Consider the following 17,701-nt stretch of genomic DNA (forward strand, 5'->3'; position numbering starts at 1 on the left):
GCAGGCTGGTCTCGGTCCCGCTCGCGATGTTGAACACCTCGTCGGTCAGGTCCGATTCGGCGGCGAGCAGGTTGGCGCGCGCGATGTCGCGCACGTCGGCGAAGTCCATGGTCTGGGTGCCGTCGCCGAGGATCAGGGGCGGCTCCCCCGCGGTGATCCGCTCCATCCAGCGGATCAGCACCTCGGTGTAGAGCCCGTGGATGTCCATCCGGGGCCCGTAGACGTTGAAGTAGCGCAGCGCGACGTAGTCCAGCCCGTACATGGCGTGGAAGCTGCGCAGCATCCCCTCGTTGAAGGCCTTCGCGGCCCCGTAGAAGGTGTCGTTGTTGTACGGGTGGTGGCGCTCGGTGGTCGGGAAGGTCTCGGCGAGGCCGTAGACCGAGGCCGAGGAGGAGGCGACCACCTTGCCCACCCCGGCGGCGACCGCCGCCTCCAGCACGTTGAACGTGCCGTCCACCAGGACCTCGTTGGCCAGGCGCGGCTCCTCCGCGCACTGGGTGATCCGGATGGCGGCGAGGTGGAAGACCAGTTCGGCCCCCTCGGTCGCCTTGCGTACGGTCTCCCGGTCCCGGATGTCGCCCTCGACGACCTCGACCGCGCCGCTCTTCAGGGCCCGGGCCAGGTTCCCGAGCCGCCCCCGGACGAAGTTGTCGAGCACGACGACCTCACGCGCCCCGTGGTCCACCAGCTGGTCGACCACGTGCGAGCCGATCGTGCCCGCCCCGCCGGTGACCAGAATCCTCTTGCCTCGTACGCTGCTCAACGCCCTGCCCCTACTGAGTCGGTCGTGGTGTTTGGTGCCGGTGCGCCCGGCGCGGCGTGCCCGCCGGGCGAGGTGGTGCGGGGGGCGCCTTCCGTCGCGGTCGGCGCCCGGTGTCAGCGGCCGGGGTCAGCGACCGGTGCGCAGTCCGACGACCGCGCCGCGGAACTCCAGGCTGCGGGAGGCGGCTTCGAGGATGTCGAGCACCTGGAGGCCCGCCCGGCCGTCGGTGAGCGCCGGCCGCCGGGTCCGTACCGCGGCGGCGAACTCCTCGACCATGCTGCGCAGGGCCTCCTTCTCGCCGAGCGCGGGCGCCACCATCTCGCCGGTCCGGTAGGAGACGAGCATGTCCCGGCGCTCGTCCGCGCCGATCTCCTGCGGGGCGGTCATGTCCACTCCGCGGTCGAAGACGGCGACGCGCTGCGTGGGGTTGAGGTCGTCCCAGACCAGGGTGCGCTTGGAGCCGCCGACCATCGTCGTGCGGACCTTCACCGGGGAGAGCCAGTTGACGTGGACGTGGGCGATGGCGCCGGTGTTGAGCGTGAGCGTCAGATAGGCCACGCAGGACTGGCCGGCGCCGATCGGGTCGGCGCCGTGGGCGGCGACGGCGACGGGGTGCACGTTGTCCGGGAGGATGAAGTCGAGGACGGAGAGGTCGTGGGGGGCCAGGTCCCACAGGACGTCGATGTCCTTCTGGACGAGGCCGAGGTTGATCCGGACCGAGTCGACGAACTGGATGTCGCCGAGTTCGCCGGAGCGGACCATGTCGCGGATGCGGCCCACCGCGGGGGTGTAGCAGTAGGTGTGGTCGCACATGAGGGTGAGGCCGCGTTCCTCGGCCTCGGTGACCAGGCGCAGCCCGTCCTCGTACGTGGCGGCCAGTGGCTTCTCCACGAGGACGTGCTTGCCGGCGCGCAGGGCGGCCAGGGCCACGTCGAGGTGGGTGCCGGCCGGGGTGGCCACGGCGACGGCGTCCACAGCCGGATCGGCCAGGACGGCCGCGTAGTCCGCGGTCGCCTGGACGGTGGAGTAGCGGCCGAGCACCTGCCGTGCCCGGTCGAGGTTCAGATCACAGAGCCAGCGGAGCCGGAACTCCGGGCTGGACTGGAAGTTGCGGACGAGATTGGGGCCCCAGTAGCCCGCGCCGACGACGGCCACGCCTAACGGCTCCGCCGGTGCCGCGGCCGCGGCCCCCGGGCCCCGCCCCTCGTCCTTGGCGGGGTCCTTCGCGGTGTCCTTCACAGCGTTCACCTTTTCCTTCCGCGCACGCCCGCGGGCGCGATCGACAACCCATGGCCGGGACGCGTGCGAAGGAAGGGGGTGCCGACGGCCGGCGCCGGGGCGCGTGCGCGACCCGTGCGTGACCTGCCAGGCGGTGATGGCCCCCCACGACCGATGCCCTACGTGTTGCGACGTACGTACGCCCCCCGGCCGCCCGGCGCCCCTCGCACCGGTCCGGCCCCGGGCAGGCGGCCTGTTCCCCCAAGCCGCCGGACCCGTATGTTCCCCAACTGCCCTGCTCCCACTGGATTTCAGCGTCGCCGAAGCGCGCCGGATCCGGTCGGCTGCGTTCAATCTAGACCACCGGGACTACCCCCGGGGGGAGTTGGAGGAAACGGTCGGCTCGGGTGTTCGAGCGTGCATACTTCCGGGGTGACCAGCATCGTGATCCCGGCCCACAACGAGGGCCGGGTCATCGGCCGGCTCCTCGACGCGCTCCTGGCCGACGCCCCGGCGTCCGGGCCCGACATCGTCGTGGTGTGCAACGGCTGTACGGACGACACGGCGGCGGTGGCGGGCGCGCGGGGCCCCCGCGTACGGGTGGTGGAGATACCGACTCCCTCCAAACACACGGCACTTCGGGTCGGGGACGAGCACGCGCAGGGCTTTCCGCGCCTGTACGTGGACGCCGACGTGGAGGTCGGGGCGGCCGACGTGCGGGAGCTGACCGGCGCCCTCGCGGCCCGTCCGGACCTGCTCGCCGCGGCCCCCGGCCGGGACATCCCTCTTTCCGGGTGCGCCTGGCCGGTCCGTGCGTACTACCGGGTCTGGCAGCGGCTGCCGGCCGTCCGCGAGGGGCTGTTCGGGCGCGGGGTCATCGCGGTGACCGAGCCGGGACACGCGCGGATCGCCGCTCTGCCGCCGCTGATGGCCGACGATCTGGCCGCGTCGCTGGCGTTCGCTCCGCAGGAGCGGCGCGTGGTCGAGACGGCCCGGGTGGTGGTGCGTCCGCCGCGCACCTGGGGGGACTTGATCAGGAGGCGGGTCAGGGCGGCCACCTCCTCCGCCGAGCTGGAGCGCTTCCAGGCCTCACAGGCGCCCGGAAGCGCGCAGGGGGCGCACGCGCCGTCCGCGCGCACCGGTACGGATGATCTGCGCGCCCTGTTGCGGGCCCAGCCGAGCCTGTTTCCGGGGGTGGTGGTGTTCGTGGCGGCGGCGCTGGCCGCGCGGCGCCGGGCCCGCAAGGCCATCCGTTCCGGGGACTTCTCGACGTGGCTGCGCGACGAGAGCAGCCGGCAGGGCTGAGCGGTGGGGCACCGGGGCGGACCGGACCGCTGCGGTGTTCCGCCAAATCACGCCGTACACGGCCCGGTTGGGCCGTACGCGCATTAGGGTCTCCTGCGTACGTACGAGTGACCTGACCGTCGGCACCGGGAGCTCCAGAGCATGTACCTCGCGGACCGCTCCGCGCCCGCCGGCGCGAAGACCGCACCGGACGGCGCCCCCGTCCGGCCCCCCGCGATCGCCCCGACCGTCCTCGCGCTGGGCGCGGTCAGCCTGATCACGGACGTCTCCTCGGAGATGGTCACCGCGGTGCTGCCGCTGTACCTGGTCGCCGGGCTCGGGCTGAGCCCGCTCGGCTTCGGGGCCCTCGACGGGGTCTACAACGGGGTCGGCGCGCTGGTGCAGCTGACCGGCGGCCACCTCGCCGACCGGGTACGCAACCACAAGTTGATCGCCGGTATCGGCTACGGCCTGTCCGCCCTGTGCAAACCGCTGCTCCTGCTCGCGCACAGCCTGGGCCCGGTCGGTGTGGTCCTGGCGCTGGAGCGCACCGGCAAGGGCCTGCGCACCGCACCGCGCGACGCCCTCATCTCCCTTTCCACACCGCCCGAGTCGCAGGGCCGGGCGTTCGGCGTGCACCGCGCCATGGACACCACCGGGGCGCTGCTCGGCCCGCTCGCCGCCTTCTTCATCCTGAACGCGGCGGTGGGCGGGTACGACGCCGTCTTCGGGGTCAGCGCGTGCGTCGCCGTGCTGGGTGTGGTGGTGCTGATGCTGTTCGTCCCCTCGGGGGCGGCGCCGGGCCCGGCGCCGGAGGCGGCGACGAAACGGGACGGCGCGAAACGGGGCGGCGCTGTCGGCGCCGATCCGGACGGCACTGATCCGGGCGGGGCGCACTCCCCCCGGGTGAGCGTGCGCGAGGCGGCGGCCCTGCTGCGTCTGCCCCGGCTCCGCGCCCTCGCGCTCTGCGCCGCCCTGCTGGGCCTCACCACCGTCAGCGACGCGTTCCTCTACCTCCTGCTCCAGGACCGCACCGGCATCCACGAGCAGTGGTTCCCGCTGCTCCCGCTCGGCACCGCCGCCGTGTTCCTGCTGCTGGCCGTGCCGGCCGGCGCGCTGGCCGACCGGATCGGGCGCCGTACCGTCTTCCTCGCCGGGCACGCCCTCCTGCTGGCCGGTTACGGGCTGCTCTTGTCGGCCCCGCACTGGCCGGCCCTCCCGTACCTGGTCCTCGTCCTGCACGGCCTGTTCTACGCGGCCACCGACGGGGTGCTGCCCGCCGCCGTCGGCGCGAGCGTCCCGGCGAAGCTGCGGGCCACCGGCCTCGCCGTCGTCGGGACCGGCCAGGCACTGGCCCGCTTCGGCTGCTCACTCGCCTTCGGGGCCGCCTGGACGATGTGGGGCGCGGGTCCCGCCCTCGCGGCCGCGGCGGCCGGCCTGTGCTGTTGCGCAGCCGTCGCCGGGTTCGTACTGCGCCCGGCGGCTCCGGACACCGAGCCGGACTCCGCCACCGACCCGGCCCGACTCCCCCGAGGAACCCGATGACCCGCTCCCGCCGACTGCTCGTACTCGCGGCGGCCGTGCTGCTCCTCGGGGGCCTCGCCGCCGCGCTCGTACTGCGCTCCGCCGCCCGCGCCGAGCAGACGCACGCGGGGGACCCGACCGTCGCCCAAGGCCGGGTCGCGCTCGGACAGCAGGACCGGCTGGCCTTCCTCAACGGCGCCGGCGGCCCGCACCGCGGGGCGCTCGTCTCGGTCCCGCTGCAGGCACCGCAGACGGAGCGCACCGCCTCGGGCCTCACCTGTCAGCGCTTCCACGCGGCCGCCGGCACCGGGGTGTGCCTGAACTCCTCGCCGGGCGCGCTCGCCCAGGACAACAAGGCCGTGATCGTCGACTCCGACCTGCGTCCGCTGCACAGCTTCCCGCTGGCGGGCACCCCCTCGCGGGCACGGGTCGCACCGAGCGGCCATTTCGCCGCGTGGACGGTGTTCGTCGCCGGCGAGTCCTACGGCGCCGCGTTCTTCTCCACCCGTACGACGATCGTGGACACCCGCACCTGGGCGGTCGAGCCGGACCTGGAGAAGTTCTCCCTCGTGGTGGACGGCCGCCCCTACGCCTCGGGCGACGTGAACTTCTGGGGCGTCACCTTCTCGAAGGACGACGACACCTTCTACGCCACGCTCGGCACCGCCGGCCGGACGTACCTGGTAAAGGGCTCGGTCTCGGGGCGCAGCGTCACCACCCTCGCCCAGAACGTCGAATGCCCCTCGCTCTCTCCGGACGAGACCCGGGTCGTGTACAAGAAGCGCGTCCTGCGCGGGGCCTCGCTGTGGCGCGAGCACGTACTGGACCTGCGGACGCTGCGGGAGCAGCCGCTCGCGGAGAAGCGCAGCGTAGACGACCAGGCGCTGTGGCTCGACGACCGCACCGTGGCCTACGCGCTGCCCGCGGAGGGCGCGCCGGACACCACCGACCTGTGGACGGTCCCGGCGGACGGCTCGGGCACCGCGCGCCTGCTCGCCCCGGCGGCCTCGTCACCGACCCGCCTGGGCTGAACGGGGGGCCACCCGCCTGACGCTGCGGCCCTGTCGGGTCCCGGCGGCGCGGTGCTCGCGCAGACTCACTGCTCGTGGACCTGCATCTCAAGGACAAGGTGGCGCTGGTCACCGGAGCGAGCAAGGGCATCGGCCTGGCGGTGACCCGCGCCCTGGCCGGCGAGGGCGCGCTGGTGGTGGCAGCCGCCCGCACGACGGGCGGCGACCTGGCGGAACTCGCCGCCGGCGGGCGGGTCCGGCCCGTGGCGGTCGACCTGGCCACCCCCGACGGGCCCGGGCACGCGGTACGGGAGGCGGTCGCCGCCTTCGGCGGCCTCGACGTCCTCGTCAACAACGTCGGCGCCGTCCGGCCGCGGCTGGGCGGATTCCTGTCGCTGACCGACGAGGACTGGGCCTGGGCCCTGGACATCAACTTCCTGACCGCCGTACGCACCACCCGGGCCGCCCTCCCGCACCTCCTCGAACGCGGCGCCGGGTCGATCGTCACCGTCAGCTCGGTCAACGCCTTCCTGCCCGACCCGGGGGTGATCGACTACGGCGCGGCGAAGGCGGCGCTCACCAACTTCTGCAAGGCGCTGTCCAAGGAGGTCGGCCCGCAGGGCGTGCGCGTCAACACCGTCAGCCCCGGGCCGGTCGAGACGGCGCTCTGGCTCGGAGACCAGGGTGTCGCCGCCGCGGTGGCGGGCGGAACGGGGGGTTCACCGGACGACGTCGTCGCGGGCGCCGCCGCCCGGTCCGTCACGGGCCGTTTCACCCGCCCGGAGGAGGTCGCCGATCTCGTCCTCCTCCTGGCCTCCGACCGCGCCGGCAACACCACGGGCTCCGACCACACCATCGACGGCGGACTCGTCACGACGCTTTGACTCCGGCGACGCGCCGCTTGCCTCCGGCAGCGCGCCGCGCACGAGGACAAGTGGGGCCCGGATCGGCCCTGGCCCTGGCCCTGGAGGAACTGACGGTGTCCTAACCGCCGCAGGTGAACACCTCCGGGGACCCGCCTCCGCCCCGCTCCATCGGTTCCCGCGGCGGGCGGCCCAGCAGGCCGCTCTCCTCGGTGAAACGGGGAAGACCTGCACGCAGTGCCGGCGCCCCCACCAGCGCGACGTGCAGCAGCAGGCGCGCCGGCTCCCGCTCCGTGGGCCGGGGGGTTCCCGCCTGCTGCATGCGCAGGTGGACCAGGAGTGCGGCGCCGCGCCCGGTGCGCCGGGGCCACACCCACAGCAGCAGGGCGACGCCCTCCGCGAGCAGCGCCAGCGGTAATGACGCCGCGGGCGGCCCCGCCCCGCCGGCCCAGGCCGTCACCGGCCCCGCGGCGAACACCGGGAGGAGCGCCGCCCTGGCCGCGAGCCGGCGCCGGCGCGTCAGCAGCAGCCCGTCGCGCGCGAGTTGCCGCTCGGCGGCCCGCGTCGCCTCCCGTACCCGGTCCTCGCGCTCCAGCAGGCGGGGGTGCAGCCGACCGTGAAGTACCCGGTACACGGATCTGGCCAGATCGGAGCAGCCCGTCGGAGGTGTGGTGGACCGGCGGACCGTGTGCCGCCAGGCCGGTTCCACCGCGCCGGCGAGGTACAGCTCCACCAGCGCGGTCCGCACCGCGGCCCGCGCGCCCCCGCGCAGCAGGGCCGTCTCCACGGGAGTCAGCGGATGCCCGGCCGGGTCGCGCAGCGGGCCCCGGCCGGGCAGGAGACGTAAGACCGCGGCTCCCAGCAGCAATCCGGCCGCGGCCGCGGACACTTCGGTGATCATGATCGCTGATCCACTCCCCCGGGTCCGCCCCCTGCGGACCCGCCACCGAGGCTACCTCCGGTCGGATCAGGTGAGGAGCTTCGTCTTGGCCTGCTGGAACTCGGCCTCTGAGAGGTCGCCCTTGTCCTTCAGCGCGACGAGTTTGGCCAGCTCGTCGGCGTGCGATGCGCCGGCCGGGGACGATCCGGCCGTCTGGCGGATGTAGTCCTGGAGGGCGGCCTCGTTCTCCTTGGCCTGCTTGACGTCCCGCTGGGTCATGCCCTTGCCGCGGGCGATGACGTAGACCAGCACGCCGAGGAAGGGCAGCAGGATGACGAAGATCAGCCAGCCCGCCTTGGCCCAGCCGTTCATCTCATGGTCCCTGAAGATGTCCGTGACGATCTTGAACAGCAGGAACAGCCACATGATCCACAGGAAGAACCAGAGCATGCTCCAGAAGACATTCAGTGCCGGGTAGTCGTCCACGGACGCCTCCTTCAGACGGGCCGTATGCCCTCGATCCGAAGTATTGGCGCGCACATCGCCTTCCGCATGTCGAGCGGGTTCCCGCCGGCCTCCCCGCCGCCCGCCCCTGCGCGCCACGCCGGGGAACCCGCCCGCCTGCCGCGCCCCGCGGCGTTCACCCGGACGGGTCACCCCGCTCGCCGGACGAGGCCGACCGGGATTGCGTGGGGTTCGACCCCGGGAGGCCGCAATGCCGGACGACGAAAACCAGGCCGAGCTCGCCGCACTGCGGGCCCGGATCGCCTCGTTGGAGGCCGACGCCTCCCGGCGCCCGCCACAGCGGCCACGCCACCGGCTGCGCGCGTTCTTCTCGGCGCTGCTCATCGTCATCGGCTGCGTCCTGGCCCCGCTGGGCATCGTCGCCGCCTGGACGTCCGACATCGTGGGTGACACGGACCGCTACGTCGCCACGGTCGCCCCGCTCGCATCCGATCCCGACGTGCAGGCGGCCGTCGCGAACCGGGTCACGGACGCGCTGATGGAGCACCTCGACCTGCCCAAGCTGCTGGAAGGCGTGGCACCGCAGGACCGGCCGCTGCTGGAGAAGGGGCTCGGGAAGCTGGGCGACGGGCTGGAGGGAGCGGTCCGCAGCTTCGTGCACGACAAGGCGGAGGACGTCGTCGCCTCGGACGCCTTCGAGACCATCTGGACCGGCGCGAACCGTACGATCCACACCTCTCTCGTGCGCGCCCTCACCGGCAGCGACGAGGGGGCCGTACAGATCAAGAACGACTCGGTGACCCTCGATCTGGCCCCGGTGATCGAACAGGTCAAGACACGCCTCGTCGACGCCGGGCTCGGCGTCGCCGGGAAGATCCCCGAGATCCACACCGACTTCACCGTGGTCCGGTCGGACGACATCGGCCGCGTCAAGACCGGCTTCCGGCTGCTCGAACTCGCCGGTCTGTGGCTGCCGGTCGTGGCCGTCGTACTCGCCGCCGTCGGCGTGCTGCTCTCCGCGCACCGCCGCCGCACCCTCATCGCGTCCGCCCTCGGCTTCGCCGCGGCGGCGCTCGTCCTGGGGATCGCCCTGACCGTCTTCCGTACGGTCTACCTCAACGCACTGCCCGACACCGTCTCCCAGCCGGCCGCCGGGGCCATCTACGACGCGCTGGTCCGCCTGCTGCGCGTCACGGTCCGCACGGTCGTGCTCCTCGGCGTGGTGCTCGCCCTCGCGGCCTGGCTCTCGGGGCCGGGCCGGTACGCGACGGTGGTCCGCCAGGTGTGGCACTCCGGCATCGCGGCCACCCGTGCCACGGCCGACCGGGCGGGCCTGCGTACGGGCCCGGTCGGGGCGTTCGTGGGCCGCCACCGCGGCTGGATCACCTGGATCCTGGTCGCGGCCGCCTGCCTCGCCTACGTCCTGTGGCCGCACCCCACCGGCTGGGTCGTCGTCGGCCTCGCCCTCGCCCTGCTCCTCGCCCTCGCCGTGACGGACTTCCTCGCCGAGGACGCCGAGGAGGACCGTGAGCCCACTCGGACGGCCCCCTGACGGCCGCGGCCTCCGAGGGGCGGCCACGGCCGCCGCCGGCGACCGGGCCCATCCGCGCTCACGCGGAGCGCGCCGCCACCCGGCCCGAGGCCACCGCCTCCACCAGCGCCTGGTGGTCGCGCTCGTTCCGGTCGGCGTAGGCCTCCGCGAACCGCACCAGGGCCCGGTCGAAGACCTCGCCCGCGCCCAGGTAGGCGGCGATGGCGACCCGGTCGCCGGAGCGGGCGTGTGCCCGGGCCAGCGTGGCGGCGCAGACGTCGCCGAACACCTTCATGCCGGGCGGCAGCATGCCCGCCGGCTCAAGGCTCCCCTTCCAGTCCCGCAACTGCCGAAGGTAGAAGTCCCGTTCCCGCCCGTCGATCCCCTGCGCCCGGTGCCAGCCGAGGAAGATGTCACTGGCGGCCTGCATCAGGCGTTGCCCGGCCACCACCCGCTCGCCCTGCGTGTCCTGCTCGCAGGGGCCGGCGTACGGGGCGAGGACCGACTCCCCCGCCTCCTTGGCCTGGAGGATCAGCGGGTCCTCGCCGTCCTTCCCCAGGAGCAGGATGATCCAGCACCGGGTGCCCACACTGCCCACACCCACCACCTTGCGCGCCACGTCGACGACGGTGAACTCCCGCAGCAGGTGGCGCCGGTCGGAGGACAGGGTCTGCCCGTACCGGTCGACCAGGTCGCGGATGTTCCCCTCCAGCGCGCTGCGCTCCTGGTCCGGCAGCAGCTCCCAGAGCGGGGTGACCAGCGGCGGAAGCGACGTGAACCGGCGCTCCCCGGAGACCGTCTCGGTCAGTTTTCCGGCGGCTTGGACGCTGTCGCGACCGCGGGCCTTCTCCAGTGCCTCGGCCAGCTGCTTGCGGCCGCGCGGGCGCAGTTCGGTCGATGCCAGCGCGCGCAGCTGCTCCGCGTCGATCCGCGCGTACCAGACGTCGAGGTTGTTCATGGCCGCGTAGCGGCGCATCTGCTCGCGGTAGGACCGGCCCGCGGACCGGACGATCACGGCGCGCTCGCGCTCGTCGAACCCGTTCTCCCTGCCCGCGACGGCCAGGCTCACGACCAGCCGTTTCACGTCCCATTCCCACGGTCCGGGCAGCGTCTCGTCGAAGTCGTTGATGTCGAACAGCAGGTTCCGCTCTGGTGAGCCGAGCAGACCGTAGTTCAACATGTGTGCGTCGCCGCACAGTTGGGCCCGCAGGCCCGAAACGGCCGTGTCGGCCAGGTCCCCGGCCATGACGGCGGCCGCGCCCCGGTAGAAACGGAACGGCGACTCCACCATCCGGCCGTAGCGGATCGGCACCAGGTCCGCCACCCGGCCGGCCGATTGCCTTTCCAGTACGTCCACCGGATCCGACCGCCCCGCGGGCGGCTCGAAATCCCCCTGCCCGGAGCGGGGCGCCCTGCGCCGGGCGGCGCGGCCGCGCGCGGCACGCTCCTCGACGGACAGCCGGCGCATGTCGTTGTCGGCACTCGCGGCATACCTTGCCATCGCCGTGCACCTCCAGGCCGCACCCCGCCCCCTGCTGCCCAGCATGGCACTCCCGGCCGGGCACCGCCGTACGGAGGGCCCCGGGCCCGGACAAGGGGGCTCAGCCCCGGCGCGCCCCGTGCCGGTTCGGGACCGGACTGCCCAGGCGACGGGCCAGGAACGGCTCCTGCGCCAGGACGGCACCCACGGTGACACCGACGGCGACCGCGACGCAGAGCACGATCAGCCACGACAGGATGACGAAGACCGAGCCGGCCGAACCGTACTCGCCCAGCGCCCGGTCGAGGGCGCGCGGCATGTAGAAGCCGGCGGTGACCGACAGGGCGGTCATCGCGCCGCCGGTCAGCAGGGCGCCCGGCAGGAGGGGCCGCCAGGGTACGAGGCGGCCCAGCAGGAGGTGCTGGGTCCACCACCACACCAGCGTCTGGAAGAGGAACGTGAGGGGGACGCCCAGCCACAGGCCGACGCCGAACCCGCTGCGCACCGGTTCCTGCACCACCAGCAGACAGATCCAGCCGGCGATCCACACGAGCCAGCGCCAGATCGCGATGTGGACCCCGCTGCGCGGAATCTCCCAGGCCCGCTTGCACAGTCTCTGCATGGCGCGGCTCACGGCGGTCGCCGACAGCAGCACCATGAGCGAGCCCACCACGCCCACCGCGTTCTGGACTTCCGCGTCGGAGCTGCCGAAGAGCGACTGCAGTTGGTCGCTCGCCGCGCCGCTCAGCCCGAACACGGCACGGATCGACGCGGCCATCTGCTGCCGTACGGGCTCCGGGGCGACCGACGCGACGACGAAGACCAGGGGAACGGCGGTCAGAAAGCACTGGGCGGCGAGCCGCGTCGCCGAGTCGAAGATGTTCACCGACACCATGCGCTCCGCGATGTGGGTGATCACCGGGAACCGGGTCTCCGCCCGGCGCTGGAGCCGCCGGGCGGCGATCGTCGCGTGGCGCGTACGGGTCCGCCACCACGTGGGGTGCGGGGCGCCGCGCGGGCGCTTGCCGGACCGTACGCGCTTGCCGGACCGTACGCGCTCGCCGGCCGGCATCAGCCCACCGGGGAGGGGCTCGGCGCGCAGGAGGGCGGGCGGCCGTGCGCCCACGACTGCGCCGGCGCAGCGGTCGTCGACATGGGCTCTCCTTCGTCTGCGTCCAGGTTGGAGGATGCGGCCGGGGGCGGCATCTCGAACGGCATCCGCGGCCGATGGCGCCGGGCGGCGGCGAGCGAAGGTGTCGGGGACGGGTTCCGTGCGTAGGGTCGTCGTGGAACGTCGTCGCACGCCGTCACAGGATGGGGGCGCCATGGTTCTCGACCTCATGCTGATCGCGCTGGCCATCACCATCTACCCGCTGCCCCTCATGGCGTTCGCCCTCGTGGTCTCGTCCGCCAGGGGCGTGTGGAAGGGGCTCGTGTTCGTTCTGGCCTGGCTGGCCTGCCTCGTCGCGGTGATCGCAGCCGTCCTGGCGCTTACCGACGGCCAGCCCCCGCCGCCGCGCTCCCCGCCGGGCGTGGCCGGGCCGGCGGCCAAGCTGGCCATCGGGATCGGACTCGTGTTCTACGGCCTGCACCGCCGGCGCCTGATGCGGGCCCCGGGCGACGCCAGGTCGGACGCCGCCGAAGCGGCGCATGGCCGCAAGGGCCGCGACGGTCCGTCCGGGGAGGCGGCGGCCGACCGCGGCGAGGGCTCGCTCTGGGCCTCGGCCGGTCTGGCCGTACTCGTCCAGCCGTGGGGCATGGTGGCGGCGGGCGCGACGACCGTGCTCGAAGCGAACGCCGCGCAGCCGGCCACCTTCATGGCCCTGTTCGGCTTCTGCCTGCTCGCGAGCGCGAGCCTGCTGGCCGCCGAGCTGTACATCGTGTTCGCACCCGAGGTCGCCCAGGCCCGGCTGCTGCGTCTGCGCACCTGGCTGACGGACCACGCCGAGCAGGCGATCGTGGTGCTCTGCCTCGCGCTCGGTCTGTGGCTGACGGGCAAGAGCCTCTACCAGCTCACCAGCTGACGATTGACCGGCCGACTCGTCGGACCGGCGCTTTCCGGATGTGCGAAGGTTCCCTCCCGGTGCTGGAATGGGCTTAGTCGACCGGCCCTCCTGCCCCTCGCATGCCGGAGGTCACAGCCCGCGGATCAGCGGCCGACGCGACGTCTTCCCTCCCCGAGCACGACAGGAGCAGCCATGAGCAGCGAGGTCGAGGAATCAGGCGGATTCGGCGACATCGACGACATGGGTCCCGTGGACTACGCCGTGATCGAGTTCCCGGGCAACCGGATGACGGGGCAGGGGCTGCCGATGCTCGTCGATCTCGTCGATCGCGGCATCATCCGCATCTTCGACCTGGTCTTCGTCCGCAAGGACCTGGACGGGTCGGTCACGGCGGTGGAGCTCCAGGACTTCGGCGACGAGGTCGACCTCTCGGTTTTCGAGGGCGCCTCGTCCGGACTGCTGGACCAGGGCGACATCGACGAAGCCGGCACCGCCCTGGAACCCGGCAACTCCGCGGGGATCATCGTGTACGAGAACACGTGGGCGGCGCCGTTCGCCCGTGAACTGCGGCGCGGAGGCGCCCAGCTGGTGGCCGCCGGCCGGATCCCCGTCCAGGCGCTGCTGGCCTCGCTGGAGGCCATGGACGTACCGCCCGGCGACGAGTGAGAACGACCGCACCTGTCCGACCGCACCCCTGGAGATGAGCACCATGCCCGGACTTCTTCGCGGAGTCGCCCGAACGGCCGTCGTCGCCGGGACCGCCACCGCCGTGTCCAACCGGGTGTCCCGGCGGCAGGCCGGACGCTGGGCCCAGCAGGAGGCGCCGCAGGCCGCGGCCGCGCCGCCGCCCCCTGCGCCGGCTCCGGCCGCGGCTCCTGCCGCCGACGACATGAGCACCAGGATCGAACAGCTCAAGCAGCTCAGCACCCTCAAGGAACAGGGTGTCCTGACGGAGGAGGAGTTCGCCGAGCAGAAGCGTCGGCTCCTCGGCTGACGAAGCACCCTGTACCGGACTCTCCGGTGAGGGACGTGGGACGGGAAGGAACGGCCCCATGGCGCAGCCGACGCAGCCGAGTCCGGACCGGGGCACGGGTTCGGGTCCAGGCAAGGGTCCGCAGGAGCCTGCGCGGCCCGCGGAGGCGCAGAAGCTCGGCGAGCTGCTGCGCACTCCCGGATACCGCAAGACGCTGGTGTTCTGCGGACTCATCGGCATCCCCGTCTCGCTGGCCGCGTTCTGGTTCCTCGCCGGGATCCAGAAGCTGGAGGCTCTCGTCTGGGTGGACCTCCCGCACGCCCTCGGCCACGACAGTCCGCCCTGGTGGTGGCCCCTGCCGCTGCTGCTCGTGGCGGGGGTCTGCGTCGGTCAGATCGTCACCCGGTTCCCCGGGGCCGGCGGGCACATCCCCGCCACCGGCCTGCATCCCGGCGGTCCCGGAGCCTCGGCCCTGCCCGGAGTGATCCTCGCGGCCGTGTTCAGCCTGCCGCTCGGCGCCACGCTCGGCCCCGAGGCCCCGCTCATCGCGCTGGGCGGCGGACTCGCGATCGCGCTGCGGCACCTCACCGCGACACCGGAGACGCCGATGAGCACCGCCCTGCTGGGCGCGGCCGGTTCCGCCGCGGCGATCGCCACCATCTTCGGCAATCCGCTGATCGGCGCGGTGCTGCTCATGGAGGTCGTGGGCGTGGGCGGGCCCCGGCTGTTCGCCGTCATGCTGCCCGCGCTGCTGTCGAGCGGCATCGGCTCGCTCGTCTTCACCGGGTTCGGCCGCTGGACCGGACTGAAGACGGGCGACCTGTCGCTGAAGTCCTCGGGCATGCACTTCCCCCGTTTGGACGTCGGTGACGTGGTGTGGTCGATCCTCCTCGCCGCGGCCCTCGCGGTCGGCATCCACCTGATCCAGTTCGGCGGACGGCTGACCGCGGTCCGGGTCGCCAAACGGCCGCTGACCGTCACCGCCGTGTGCGCGCTCGCCGCGGGCGTCTGCGCCGCCGCGTACTCCCTGGGCACCGGCCGCTCCCCCGCGGACGTGGCCTCCTCCGGCCAGGCCACGCTGGCCCAGCTCGCCGGTGACCCGCACGCCTGGGCCGTGGGCACCCTGGTCGCCGTACTCCTCTGCAAGGGCGCCGCCTTCTCCCTGTGCCTGGGCAGCCTGCGCGGTGGCCCGATCTTCCCCTCGCTGTTCCTCGGCGCCGCGGCAGGCGTCCTGTGCTCGCCGCTGCCCGGCTTCGGTGTCGGCGCAGGACTGGCGGCCGGCATGGCCGCCGCCACCGTGAGCGCCCTGCGGTTGCCGGTCAGCAGCGTGGTGCTCGTGGTACTCGTGCTGGGCAGCACCGAGATGATCCCGGTGGCGATCCTCTCCGCCGTCGTGGCGCTGGTGACCATCGAACTCCTGCCGCCCGGCCCCGCGATCCCGCCCGTCGGCCGCATGGCGGCCTCCGCGCCGCCGGCCCCGTGAGCGCGTGACGCTCTCGCCGGTCCCGGTGCCGGGGGGCTGCTCCCGACCGCGGCGCAAGCCCGCGGCGGCGGGCAGACTGCGGGTATGGCTTCCCTGAACGGCTCCCCCGCCCCCGCCGCTGCCCTGCGGGCCCTCGCACTGACCAACTACGGGCATTTCACGACGATGAAGGTGGAGGACGGCGGCGTAAGGGGGCTGGGGCTGCACCTCGCCCGGCTGGTGGCGGACTGCCGTGAGGTGTTCGGGACGGAGCTGGATCCCGAGTGGGTGCGGGAGTGCGTACGCCGGGAGGCCGGGGGCGGACGGGCCGGGGCGTTCATGGTGCGCGTCACGGTCTTCGACCCCGAGCTGGATCTGACGGCCCCCGAACGGGCGGGGCGGCCCGGCGTGCTGGTGACGACCCGGCCCGCGGCCGGCTCCGTCGGCCGGCCGCTGCCTGCGCTGCGCGTACAACGGCTCGCCTTCCACCGCGACGCGCCGGCGGTGAAGCACGTGGCGCTGTTCGGGCAGCTGCGGCTGCGGCGCGCGGCGCGGCTCGCCGGGTTCGACGACGTCCTGTTCACCGGCGCGGACGGGCTGGTATCCGAGGGCTGCACCTGGAACGCCGGCTTCGTCGACGAGGCCGGGACCGTGGTCTGGCCGGAGGCCGAGGTGCTGCCGGGGACGACGATGCGGCTGCTGCGGGCCGCCTGCGGCGGGCAGGTCACGGCCGCGGTGACGGACGTCCGGCTGCGCTCGATGCGGGCGGCGTTCGCGACGAGCACGGGCTTCGGGGTACGGGCGCTGTCGGCGGTCGACGACATCGCGTTCCGCGCCGACGACCCGGTGATCGGCGCGCTGCGGGAGTCCTACGCGGCCGTACCGCTGGACCGCCTGTAGCGGAGCGGGCGGGCCTCGCCCCTGGAGCGGAACAGCGCCTGGCTAGTCCTCGGCGAGCTGGGCCACCCAGCCGTACGGGAGTTCCTCGCCGTCGACCGTCACCGCCTCCACGGTGCGCGTCTCGGGGTCGATGTCGGCCTGTACCCCCTCGCCCGCGTACCGCGGATAGCCGGAGGCCCCGAAGTCACCGGTGGCCTCCACCAGGGCGGTGCGCAGCACGCCCCGCCGGGCGGGATCACCCGGCTCGGCGAGGCCCGGACGCAGGACGACGGTGTACTGGGCGGGGTGGGACGCGGGGGAGGAATCCATGCGCCCCAGGCTAGCCACCGACCGCCCGCCGACCGGGTATCCCGGCCTCGTGGCCCGTCCGCGCCCCCGGCTCGCCGGGCGCCCCGCCACCGCCACCGCCCAGGCCCTCGCCGCCCCCGACCGCGGCCCCGGCCTGGCGGCGCGGGTCCACTTGGCGGAGTTCGGCCAGGAGTTCGCTCTGACCCGCCAGGAGTTCGGTCAGGATGCGGCGGGCCGCGCGCAGGAGCTCGGCCACGTCGCCTCCCGCGAGGGCGTAGGTGACGGTCGCCCCGTCCCGCGTGGAGACGACGATGCCGGAGCGGCGCAGGACCGCCAGTTGCTGGGACAGGTTGGACGGCTCGATGTCGATCTCGGCGAGGAGATCGCGCACGGGCATCGGACCGTCCTGGAGGAGCTCCAGGACGCGGATCCGGACGGGGTGTCCCAGCATGCGGAAGAACTCGGCTTTCGCCTGGTACAGGGGTACCTGCATGCCCACGAACGCTCCCGCCGTCACTCGGACCCGTGCTTTCGGCTCCATCATTCCGCCCGATGGGCCCGCACACGCCCCTGCTTGACCAATTTCGGATGTGCCCGATTGAACACTTCTTCAATTCGTGGGCATGCGTGGGCCCCGGCCGGCGGACGCCCCTAGATCTCCAGCGCGGATTCGATGCGCTTGAGCTGATGCCTGGCCATGGCCAGATTGGAGTTCGCCTTGTTCAGCACCACGTACAGGAACAGCCCGTCGGTTCCCCGCCCCCGCAGCAGCCGAATCAGGTGGTACTGGTTCCCGAGCGTGATCAGCAGATCCTCGATCTCGTCCTTCAGACCCAGCATTTCCATGGTGCGGACCTTGGCCCTGATCACGTCGGTGTTCCCCGCGGCGGCGACCGTGAGGTCGAGGTCCTTGCCGCCGCCGAGCGTTCCCAGCGCCATTCCGCTGCCGTAGTCGACGAGGGCGACCCCCAGGGCCCCCTCGATCGAGGTCATCGTCTCCTTCAACGAGACTTCCACATTCGCCATCGGCGCCCGCTCCCTCATGTACGCGTTC

The 17,701-nt window shown here is 73.3% G+C and carries 19 protein-coding genes; 10 read left to right on the plus strand and 9 right to left on the minus strand.

Annotation, left to right across the window (positions count from 1 at the left end; all coding sequences use genetic code 11):
- Together ACS04_RS11490 and ACS04_RS11495 are read right to left on the minus strand one after the other, a co-directional pair.
- A partial coding sequence (locus tag ACS04_RS11490; RefSeq protein WP_048476506.1) for an SDR family NAD(P)-dependent oxidoreductase occupies positions 1-763 on the minus strand: 763 nt, incomplete at its 3' end.
- Between the two features lie 126 nt (positions 764-889).
- Entirely contained in the window at positions 890-2,011 is a 1,122-nt protein-coding gene (locus ACS04_RS11495) for a Gfo/Idh/MocA family protein (RefSeq protein ID WP_245236363.1), read from the minus strand.
- A 402-nt stretch (positions 2,012-2,413) separates the two neighbouring features.
- On the opposite strand from ACS04_RS11495, the gene ACS04_RS11500 reads away from it, so the two are divergent.
- The 4 genes from ACS04_RS11500 (at position 2,414) to ACS04_RS11515 (ending at position 6,683) form a co-directional block, all read left to right on the plus strand.
- A complete protein-coding gene (locus ACS04_RS11500) occupies positions 2,414-3,286 on the plus strand; it encodes a glycosyltransferase family 2 protein (RefSeq protein WP_053080745.1) in 873 nt (290 codons plus the stop codon).
- A 141-nt stretch (positions 3,287-3,427) separates the two neighbouring features.
- Positions 3,428-4,810, plus strand: a complete 1,383-nt coding sequence (locus ACS04_RS11505) for an MFS transporter (RefSeq protein ID WP_048476474.1) — start codon at positions 3,428-3,430, stop codon at positions 4,808-4,810.
- Positions 4,807-5,820 (plus strand): TolB-like translocation protein, encoded by a 1,014-nt coding sequence (locus ACS04_RS11510; RefSeq protein ID WP_048476475.1) that lies wholly within the window; start codon positions 4,807-4,809, stop codon positions 5,818-5,820. Before ACS04_RS11505 ends, ACS04_RS11510 begins: the two co-directional genes overlap by 4 nt.
- A 74-nt stretch (positions 5,821-5,894) precedes the next feature.
- Positions 5,895-6,683 (plus strand): SDR family NAD(P)-dependent oxidoreductase, encoded by a 789-nt coding sequence (locus ACS04_RS11515; protein ID WP_048476476.1) that lies wholly within the window; start codon positions 5,895-5,897, stop codon positions 6,681-6,683.
- A gap of 100 nt (positions 6,684-6,783) precedes the next feature.
- On the opposite strand, the gene ACS04_RS11520 is transcribed toward ACS04_RS11515, so the two are convergent.
- On the minus strand, positions 6,784-7,563 hold the full coding sequence (locus ACS04_RS11520; RefSeq protein WP_048476477.1) for a TIGR04222 domain-containing membrane protein: 780 nt from the start codon (positions 7,561-7,563) through the stop codon (positions 6,784-6,786).
- A gap of 66 nt (positions 7,564-7,629) precedes the next feature.
- Positions 7,630-8,028, minus strand: a complete 399-nt coding sequence (locus ACS04_RS11525; protein WP_048476478.1) for an SHOCT domain-containing protein — start codon at positions 8,026-8,028, stop codon at positions 7,630-7,632.
- A 229-nt stretch (positions 8,029-8,257) separates the two neighbouring features.
- On the opposite strand from ACS04_RS11525, the gene ACS04_RS11530 reads away from it, so the two are divergent.
- Positions 8,258-9,559, plus strand: a complete 1,302-nt coding sequence (locus tag ACS04_RS11530) for a hypothetical protein (protein ID WP_053080746.1) — start codon at positions 8,258-8,260, stop codon at positions 9,557-9,559.
- Positions 9,560-9,617: 58 nt separating this feature from the next.
- Here the strand turns inward: ACS04_RS11530 and ACS04_RS11535 are convergent, their stop codons facing one another.
- Together ACS04_RS11535 and ACS04_RS11540 are read right to left on the minus strand one after the other, a co-directional pair.
- Positions 9,618-11,039, minus strand: coding sequence for a DUF2252 domain-containing protein (locus ACS04_RS11535; protein WP_048476480.1), 1,422 nt, complete (start codon positions 11,037-11,039; stop codon positions 9,618-9,620).
- Positions 11,040-11,139: 100 nt separating this feature from the next.
- Positions 11,140-12,144 (minus strand): YhjD/YihY/BrkB family envelope integrity protein, encoded by a 1,005-nt coding sequence (locus ACS04_RS11540; protein WP_245236364.1) that lies wholly within the window; start codon positions 12,142-12,144, stop codon positions 11,140-11,142.
- A 199-nt stretch (positions 12,145-12,343) separates the two neighbouring features.
- Here ACS04_RS11540 and ACS04_RS11545 point away from each other — a divergent pair, with 199 nt between their 5' ends.
- The 5 genes from ACS04_RS11545 to ACS04_RS11565 all read left to right on the plus strand — a co-directional run bounded on the left by ACS04_RS11545 (position 12,344) and on the right by ACS04_RS11565 (position 16,359).
- Positions 12,344-13,042 (plus strand): GAP family protein, encoded by a 699-nt coding sequence (locus ACS04_RS11545; RefSeq protein ID WP_048476481.1) that lies wholly within the window; start codon positions 12,344-12,346, stop codon positions 13,040-13,042.
- Positions 13,043-13,216: 174 nt separating this feature from the next.
- Entirely contained in the window at positions 13,217-13,690 is a 474-nt protein-coding gene (locus ACS04_RS11550) for a DUF6325 family protein (protein WP_245236365.1), read from the plus strand.
- 43 nt (positions 13,691-13,733) lie between these two features.
- Complete coding sequence (locus tag ACS04_RS11555) at positions 13,734-14,018, plus strand: SHOCT domain-containing protein (RefSeq protein WP_048476482.1); 285 nt, start codon at positions 13,734-13,736, stop codon at positions 14,016-14,018.
- A gap of 58 nt (positions 14,019-14,076) precedes the next feature.
- The gene (locus ACS04_RS11560) at positions 14,077-15,480 is read left to right on the plus strand and encodes a chloride channel protein (protein WP_048476483.1); all 1,404 of its coding nucleotides are present in this window, start codon (positions 14,077-14,079) and stop codon (positions 15,478-15,480) included.
- An 84-nt stretch (positions 15,481-15,564) separates the two neighbouring features.
- Positions 15,565-16,359: an aminotransferase class IV gene (locus tag ACS04_RS11565; RefSeq protein WP_048476484.1), complete on the plus strand. Its 795-nt coding sequence runs from the start codon at positions 15,565-15,567 to the stop codon at positions 16,357-16,359.
- Between the two features lie 42 nt (positions 16,360-16,401).
- Here the strand turns inward: ACS04_RS11565 and ACS04_RS11570 are convergent, their stop codons facing one another.
- From ACS04_RS11570 to ACS04_RS11580, 3 genes are all read right to left on the minus strand, one after another.
- Positions 16,402-16,668 (minus strand): hypothetical protein, encoded by a 267-nt coding sequence (locus tag ACS04_RS11570; RefSeq protein ID WP_048476485.1) that lies wholly within the window; start codon positions 16,666-16,668, stop codon positions 16,402-16,404.
- 10 nt (positions 16,669-16,678) lie between these two features.
- A complete protein-coding gene (locus ACS04_RS11575) occupies positions 16,679-17,140 on the minus strand; it encodes an ArsR/SmtB family transcription factor (protein WP_245236366.1) in 462 nt (153 codons plus the stop codon).
- Positions 17,141-17,298: 158 nt separating this feature from the next.
- Positions 17,299-17,673 carry a hypothetical protein gene (locus ACS04_RS11580; protein ID WP_048476486.1) on the minus strand — a complete coding sequence of 125 codons (375 nt, stop codon included), beginning with the start codon at positions 17,671-17,673 and terminating at the stop codon, positions 17,299-17,301.
- Positions 17,674-17,701 lie beyond the last annotated feature (28 nt).

The sequence above is a fragment of the Streptomyces roseus genome, from assembly GCF_001044425.1.
Lineage (GTDB): Bacteria > Actinomycetota > Actinomycetes > Streptomycetales > Streptomycetaceae > Streptomyces > Streptomyces roseus.

What these genes read in the sequence shown, in the direction of transcription:
- ACS04_RS11575 (WP_245236366.1), bottom strand. Translation starts at nt 17,140, where the DNA reads ATGCAGGTACCCCTGTACCAGGCGAAAGCCGAGTTCTTCCGCATGCTG.
- ACS04_RS11530 (WP_053080746.1), top strand. Translation starts at nt 8,258, where the DNA reads ATGCCGGACGACGAAAACCAGGCCGAGCTCGCCGCACTGCGGGCCCGG.
- ACS04_RS11510 (WP_048476475.1), top strand. Translation starts at nt 4,807, where the DNA reads ATGACCCGCTCCCGCCGACTGCTCGTACTCGCGGCGGCCGTGCTGCTC.
- ACS04_RS11580 (WP_048476486.1), bottom strand. Translation starts at nt 17,673, where the DNA reads ATGGCGAATGTGGAAGTCTCGTTGAAGGAGACGATGACCTCGATCGAG.
- ACS04_RS11550 (WP_245236365.1), top strand. Translation starts at nt 13,217, where the DNA reads ATGAGCAGCGAGGTCGAGGAATCAGGCGGATTCGGCGACATCGACGAC.
- ACS04_RS11570 (WP_048476485.1), bottom strand. Translation starts at nt 16,668, where the DNA reads ATGGATTCCTCCCCCGCGTCCCACCCCGCCCAGTACACCGTCGTCCTG.
- ACS04_RS11520 (WP_048476477.1), bottom strand. Translation starts at nt 7,563, where the DNA reads ATGATCACCGAAGTGTCCGCGGCCGCGGCCGGATTGCTGCTGGGAGCC.
- ACS04_RS11555 (WP_048476482.1), top strand. Translation starts at nt 13,734, where the DNA reads ATGCCCGGACTTCTTCGCGGAGTCGCCCGAACGGCCGTCGTCGCCGGG.
- ACS04_RS11565 (WP_048476484.1), top strand. Translation starts at nt 15,565, where the DNA reads ATGGCTTCCCTGAACGGCTCCCCCGCCCCCGCCGCTGCCCTGCGGGCC.
- ACS04_RS11560 (WP_048476483.1), top strand. Translation starts at nt 14,077, where the DNA reads ATGGCGCAGCCGACGCAGCCGAGTCCGGACCGGGGCACGGGTTCGGGT.
- ACS04_RS11535 (WP_048476480.1), bottom strand. Translation starts at nt 11,039, where the DNA reads ATGGCAAGGTATGCCGCGAGTGCCGACAACGACATGCGCCGGCTGTCC.
- ACS04_RS11505 (WP_048476474.1), top strand. Translation starts at nt 3,428, where the DNA reads ATGTACCTCGCGGACCGCTCCGCGCCCGCCGGCGCGAAGACCGCACCG.
- ACS04_RS11545 (WP_048476481.1), top strand. Translation starts at nt 12,344, where the DNA reads ATGGTTCTCGACCTCATGCTGATCGCGCTGGCCATCACCATCTACCCG.